The organism is Novipirellula sp., from assembly GCF_041583735.1.
GTDB lineage: Bacteria > Planctomycetota > Planctomycetia > Pirellulales > Pirellulaceae > Novipirellula.
Genome location: NZ_JBFHFD010000482.1, coordinates 1 through 6,580, shown reverse-complemented (window position 1 = coordinate 6,580; position 6,580 = coordinate 1). Strand labels below are relative to the sequence as shown.

Here is a 6,580-nt window from a genome sequence, read left to right as displayed (position 1 = left end):
ATCGCCCGGCTTTTGGACCAAGATTATCCGGATTATGAATTGCACGTCGTCGTTGATAGTCTTACCGATCCAGCGCAGACGATTTTGCAAGCGTTCGAGTCCAACTCGCGATTACATATCCATGTCTTGAAAGATCCGGCCGAGAGTTGCAGTTTAAAGTGCAGCAGCATTGTCCAGGCGATACGAGCGATTGATCCGTCGTTCGAGGTGATTGCATTGTGCGATGCCGATTCCACTCCGCATCGCACTTGGTTAGCCGAACTTGTCGCTCCGCTGGCACGCGAGAACGTTGGGGCGACGACCGGCAATCGATGGTACGATCCACCGACCGCCACCGGTGGATCGATCGTCCGCTATCTGTGGAACGTACCGACGGCGATCAACATGATCTTGCTGCGGATCGCTTGGGGAGGCAGTTTGGCGATCCGGCGGCGGGTGATCGACGAAACAGGACTGCTGGATAAATGGTCCACAGCACTTTGCGAGGACACGATGCTCTTTAGCGTGCTGCGTCGGCACGGTTACCGGCAAGTATTTGTGCCAAGCGTGCTGATGGTCAACCGCGAATCATGCACGTTCAGCGATCTGATGCAGTGGATCCCGCGTCAATTGTTGACCGCCAAACTTTACCACCCTTCCTGGCCAGCAACGGTGGGCTACGGGATCATCTCGGTGATTGTCCCCTTTCTTGCTGTGGCATTGGTCGCGATTGGTGTGGTCCAATCTGACGCGGGTGCCATCCGCACGGCGGTGATCGTCTTTGTTGGATTTGAACTCTCGAATCTACTGCTCGTTGGATTGTGCCAGTGGGCTGCGAGTCGCCAAATCGCGAGCAGCCGAGTGATGCCAGCATCGCTCGGGCTAACCTCGTGGATGATGCTGCCCATTTGGATCGTGTTCGCTCAACTCATCTCGCCGCTGACCTTTATCAAGTGTTTCGTCACCAAAACGATCTCATGGCGAGGAATCGAGTATCGAATCCGAGGCCGTCAAATTCAGCGTGGAACCTACTCGCCATACCGCGAATCCGCCACGGAAACCCAGTCGCTGTAAGCGGTGTGTAAATGGCAGTGGTGGGTCGTGAGGCACCGGGGGACGCGTGGGACCCGGCCGCTCACGCGTCACGGCTCACAGAATGAACGACCTGCTTCAGCTCGTTAAAATTTTCCGGTTAGGCGACTCGGTCCGGTGGCGACGATGATCGTGATATGTGGCCACTACCATTCCGATGAAAGTTAAAGCTTGACTACCACGCACGACCTTCTTTCCGTCCACTTCACCGCCGATGCATGCCCAGCCGCCGCCCCAATTGACTCGTTGCGCAGCGGCATTGACGCTGATCACGCTGGCGATCGCATGGGTATCGGGTTGTCGCTCGCCCCCGGTTCGTCCCTTCGCGAATGCTGGACTTGATAAAAAGGCTGTCGCCAACGCAGATTCGCCAACAAAAGCGGCAAGGGAATCGCTACTGCAAACGGTTTCGTTTGCAGAGCCGATTCTGCCATCTCAGACCGATTTCTTTGCAGGATCGGTGGCCGAGCGAATCCCACCAAGTGCGGATGAGTTCGACCAGTTGACGCCATGGCACTTGACGCTGGACGAGGCGGTGATGTTGGCGCTGGACAACAGCCAAGTGATTCGGGATCGCGGCGGTCGCGTTTTGACCTTTCCCGATGCCGTGCGGACCACACTGGATCCGGCGGTCTTACGAAGCGACCCGAACCTCGGTATCGATGCAAGCTTGTCGGCCTTCGACACTCAATTCGAGACCGGCTTGGTTTACAACGGCGGCGGCAGCTCGGTTAATTCCGCATTTTCGAGTGGTCAATTTGGTGTTTTCGCCCAACCCGAAACGCTGGCGAAGATGGGAGTCGGCCGCATCTTGCGTTCGGGCACGAAGGTGTCGGTGGGTGGCGTCGGCGGCTATGACGAGGACCTCGCCGGCGGATTCTATGCTGCCTACGGAGCCGAAGCACGTCACCCGTTGATGCGTGGTGCGGGAACACAATTCAACCAAATCGCGGGCCCGATGGCGAAGCCTGGCATGTACCGTGGGGTGCTGATCTCGCAGCTCGAACACAATCAAGCACGGCTGGAAGTCGAACAATCGGTATCCGAATTGGTTCGCGATGTCGCGATCGTTTACTGGGAGTTGTTCTTTGCCTATCAAAACCTCGAGGCCAAACGAACGGCCCTTGACAACGCCCGGCAAGCGTGGGAACGGGAACAGCAACGGGTTGCTCAAAACGTCAGCCCGGCGGACGTCGAGGCGCTCGCTCGCCAGCAGTACTATTCTGCCGAAGCCGGTGTCCGCAACGCGATCTGCGGCACTACTCCAGGCCAAACGGGCGTGTACAACGTCGAGCTAAAGTTGCGAACCCTGCTGGCGCTTCCCACGACCGACGATCGACTGATCCATCCCGTCGGTCCGCCGCTGGAGGCGTCACTTCGTTTCGATTGGCAAGAGAGTGACGCACTCGCCCAAGTCAACCGAATCGAACTTCGCAAGCAGCAGTCCGAGATCAATAAACGCGTCCTGGAACTGAAGGCCGCTCGAAACTTGCAACGCCCTCAGGTCGACTTGATCGGAAAGTATCGCCGCTTAGCTGACGATCCTTCCACCGACACCGCACTGTTCAGTGAAGCGTTGCAGGGATGGCAAGTGGGAATCGAATACAGTCGTCCAGTCTTGAACCGACGCGAGAATGCTGCGGTACACAGTGCACACCTGCAACTGTCTCGGGCACGAGCAATTGCAGAGGAACAACGCCGGCACATCACATCGGAACTGCGTGCAGCCTTCATCGAGCTCGACCGGGCCTATGGTGCAATGAATTCGATGGCACAAAGTCGCGATGCGTCCTTGATTCGGTTGAATGCCCAATCAGAGCGTCATGCCGCAGGCGATGTGCATGTGGAAGAGGTGCTGGAAGCTCAAGTCCGTGCAACGCAAGCGGAAACGCAATTCCAACGCAGTTTGGTCGACTACAACTTGGCGTTCATCAAAGTCCACCACGCACGCGGCACGCTGCTGAGTGTGATGGGGGTCGGTTTCGGGGAACCGACCATCAACGAATGCCGGTTTGCGTTAAATTCACCCTCGGTGTTTGCCCGTCCCGAGGACTTCAAAAACGATGACTCCAAGCTACGAACCGCCACCACCCCTTTGCTTGAATCATCGATCACGCCACGATAGTGCAATCGTCGCTGATCGCTCCGCGATCTTGGCGTGTGATCGCGGGGGACGTGCGATTCTATTACCGAGGTAGCGGAACTCGTCAAGAGTTTCGACCATCCTGGAAAACGAAAGTCTTGACGACTTCCGCTACGACCAAACCCGTCATTTAATTGAATCGCACGTCCCGAGCGATCAACGACTTTGTTTTTTTGGATTGTGCACGGTGAAAATCGGATTCTATTCGACAATGACGGGAATGCCGTGGGGCGGCAGCGAAGTGCTGTGGTCTCGTGTGGCTCACCGACTGCTCGATAACGACATCCAAGTCACGGTGAACTACCGCTGGTGGGAGGACACACCCCGCGAACTGGATCGTTTACGTTCCGCAGGGGCAACCGTTTGGCCACGCCGAGACCCCACATGGCGATCATGGCCGTATCGGCTGAAGTCGCCGCTGAACCTTGAAAAAGAAACCGACCATCTACGACGTTGGCTCGCTCGCGAACAGCCGGATTTTGTGCTCGTCATTCTCGGCTACCATCTCAATGCGGTCACTCCCGCGGCGGAATTAATCCGCCGGCAAATTCCCTACGCGATCAACGTCCAAGCCGCCAGCACCGAGTCGTTGGACGACATCTATCTGGACGAATTCCAGACCGCGTACACGAATGCCGAAAAGGTGTTTTTTGTTTCGCAAGAAAACCTTGATCGTGCCGAAACAACTCTGGCCATCGAGCTGGATCAAGCCGAAATCATCGACAATCCGTTCAATGTCGACTGGCATGCGAACCCAGCTTGGCCTGCTGCCGATGACGGATTCCGGCTAGCCTGCGTTGGCCGAATTCATTTCACGTCGAAAGGCCAAGACTTGCTGATCGACGTGTTGAAGCAAGACAAGTGGCGTGACCGAAATTTATCGATTCGACTGTTCGGCGATTCGCAAGGCAATCGCACACAGATGGAGCGGCTGATTGAGCGTTACGGTCTGCAAACTCAGATTCAATTGGCAGGCTACTCGGAAAACATCGAAGACGTTTGGGCGAATCATCATGGATTGATTCTTCCTTCGCGTTTCGAAGGGGCTGCGTTGGCCATCGTCGAAACGATGCTCTGTAATCGGGTCTGCATTACCACCGATGTCGGACGCAATCGCGAGCTGATTGATGATGGGGAAACAGGGTTTATCGCCCCCGCAGCAACTGCCGATCTGCTCGACACTGCCCTGGAAACCGCATGGCAGAGACGCGACGACTGGCAAGCCATGGGGGAACTCGCAGGTACGCGGATTCGCCAGCGTTACAGCGAGGATCCAATCGCCGATTTCTACGACAAGATTACCGATCTAGCCTCGATGCACAGGTAAATCCTTGTCCCAATACGATTCCCCCAAGTCATCGCGGCAAATCAAGATTAGCGTTGCGATTTGCACTTGGAACCGTTCGCGTTTGCTGCGTCGCACCTTGGAACGATTGCGTGAAATCAACGTGGACGATCGCTTTGAGTGGGAACTGATCCTCGTCGACAACAACTCGTGCGACGATACTCAGCAGGTCATCAACGCATTCTCGGAAACGCTACCGATCGTGTCGCTCATCGAGACGGTCCAAGGGCACTCGGCAAGCCGAAATCGTGCGATCGAAGCTGCAAGTGGCGACTACATCGTCTGGACCGACAATGATGTGTTGGTCGCTGACGACTGGCTGACTTCGTATTGTGACGCGTTTATCGCTGAACCCGACGTGGCATTCTTTGGCGGCGCCATCGAACCCTGGTTCGAACCGCCTGGTTGTCCCGATTGGATCGAAGCGACTTGGGACAAATGCAAATCGGTCTATGCCGCACGCGATTTGGGCGAACAACCGATTGAGCTAAACGAAAACCGGCTTCCATATGGTGCTAACTTTGCAATACGAGCCGACGTCCAGCGGCAATATCGCTTCGATCCCACGCTCGGCCGTGTCCGCTCGGGAATGATCGGAGAAGACGAGACGCAGGTCTTGAAACGGATCGCTCGCGGCGGGGGCAATGGCCGCTGGGTTCCAAACGCCAAGGTCCAACACATCATCCCCGCCGACCGAGCCACCGAGCGGTACGTGCAATCCTATTTTGTGGGGCAGGGACAAGCCAATGTGATGTTTGGCAAACCAAGTCGGCCGCGGATGGCCGCACTCGTTGACGCCGCCTTTCATTCGTTGCTGTATCGGTCAAAGCGACACAGGACACAGCCCGATGAATGGGTGTCTCATTTGATTCGGTCGAGCATTTCGTGGGGTGAATTCAAGATGCATTCTTCGAAACCAACCGCAACGCCTCGCTCGCCTCGTCGTTAAACCAAGCGAGTTGCTCGACGGTGAAATACTCTTGCCAAGTTCCAGCACGTCCGCGGCGATAAAAATCGTTCGGACGATTGGTATCGGCCGAGCCAAACCCCGGTTCTGTCAATGCATTCAGCGGACTCGCCTTTGCCACAGACAGACCGAGAAACTGGTAAATCTCGTTTCGATATTTCAGCGTATCCGCCTGCAGATCCTCATAGCGAATCCAGTAATACGGCAGATCGATCTCTGCTCGATCAGCCGACTGCATCATTTGGAAATCGTCAACGATCGCTGCGTTCCACTGCGACGCGAACTCACGTACGACGGTCTCACACGCCAACAACTCTTGTTTGTGTTGTTCAAAATAGTTTGGATCAGTCTTGAACCGCTGCAAGTTTTCTTGCATACGCGGCCCTGCATTGAAGTTGTAGTTCAGCGTATGGTATGCCCAACTGACCACGGCATCGCGACCGTCCCGGGTGATGTAGAGTTGCCGGACGCCCGGAACAAACGTCGAGCGAAGCGCACAGGGTGTCCGGTCGCCGCACCATCGCTTGTTGCCACAAACATCGCGGATCAACTGCTTTACCATTTGGTAGAAAGCATCTTCGAGGAATGCAGATTGCTTCTCGCGGCTCAAAATTCCCCAGGGAGCAGACTGAATGGCACGCACACTTTCGAACAGAGGACGCAAATGAAATTCACCCGTGCATCCGATCTGGGGATGCAGATTCATCAGATTGCATAGCCAATTGGTCCCCGATTTGGCATAGCCCCGAATGAAGAAAACATCCGATTGCCGCGAGCGAAAAAGTTTTCTCATGGAATGTGATTCACCTACCGTCGATCGCCACCGATCGATACCTTGACCGATGCGTAAGCAGGTGGGCAAGAATCATTGATCAAACGCATTTGTTGTTCGCCCCAATGCCGTGAAGCATTTAAAAGTGGCAAACTACGGCATTTGCGTTTTGTAGCTACGCTCGCCAGAGCGTGGATGGTTGCCATCCTATTCGCATCCCCACCTTCTGGCGAAGGTAGCTACGAGAAGATGCTTCATAGCGTCGGTCAACACGACGAACCT

General features: G+C 55.5%; 5 protein-coding genes. 4 read left to right on the top strand and 1 reads right to left on the bottom strand.

Going from position 1 to position 6,580, the window contains the following annotated elements; genetic code table 11:
• The 4 genes from ABX962_RS26360 to ABX962_RS26345 form a co-directional block, all read left to right on the top strand.
• A partial coding sequence (locus ABX962_RS26360; RefSeq protein ID WP_372723830.1) for a glycosyltransferase family 2 protein occupies positions 1-1,053 on the top strand: 1,053 nt, incomplete at its 5' end.
• A gap of 256 nt (positions 1,054-1,309) precedes the next feature.
• The gene (locus tag ABX962_RS26355; protein ID WP_372723828.1) at positions 1,310-3,196 is read left to right on the top strand and encodes a TolC family protein; all 1,887 of its coding nucleotides are present in this window, start codon (positions 1,310-1,312) and stop codon (positions 3,194-3,196) included.
• A gap of 205 nt (positions 3,197-3,401) precedes the next feature.
• The gene (locus tag ABX962_RS26350) at positions 3,402-4,541 is read left to right on the top strand and encodes a glycosyltransferase (protein ID WP_372723826.1); all 1,140 of its coding nucleotides are present in this window, start codon (positions 3,402-3,404) and stop codon (positions 4,539-4,541) included.
• Between the two features lie 4 nt (positions 4,542-4,545).
• On the top strand, positions 4,546-5,508 hold the full coding sequence (locus ABX962_RS26345) for a glycosyltransferase (RefSeq protein ID WP_372723824.1): 963 nt from the start codon (positions 4,546-4,548) through the stop codon (positions 5,506-5,508).
• Here the strand turns inward: ABX962_RS26345 and ABX962_RS26340 are convergent.
• Positions 5,456-6,319, bottom strand: a complete 864-nt coding sequence (locus ABX962_RS26340; RefSeq protein WP_372723822.1) for a sulfotransferase domain-containing protein — start codon at positions 6,317-6,319, stop codon at positions 5,456-5,458. The genes ABX962_RS26345 and ABX962_RS26340 overlap by 53 nt on opposite strands.
• Positions 6,320-6,580 lie beyond the last annotated feature (261 nt).

What these genes read in the sequence shown, in the direction of transcription:
- ABX962_RS26340 (WP_372723822.1), bottom strand. Translation starts at nt 6,319, where the DNA reads ATGAGAAAACTTTTTCGCTCGCGGCAATCGGATGTTTTCTTCATTCGG.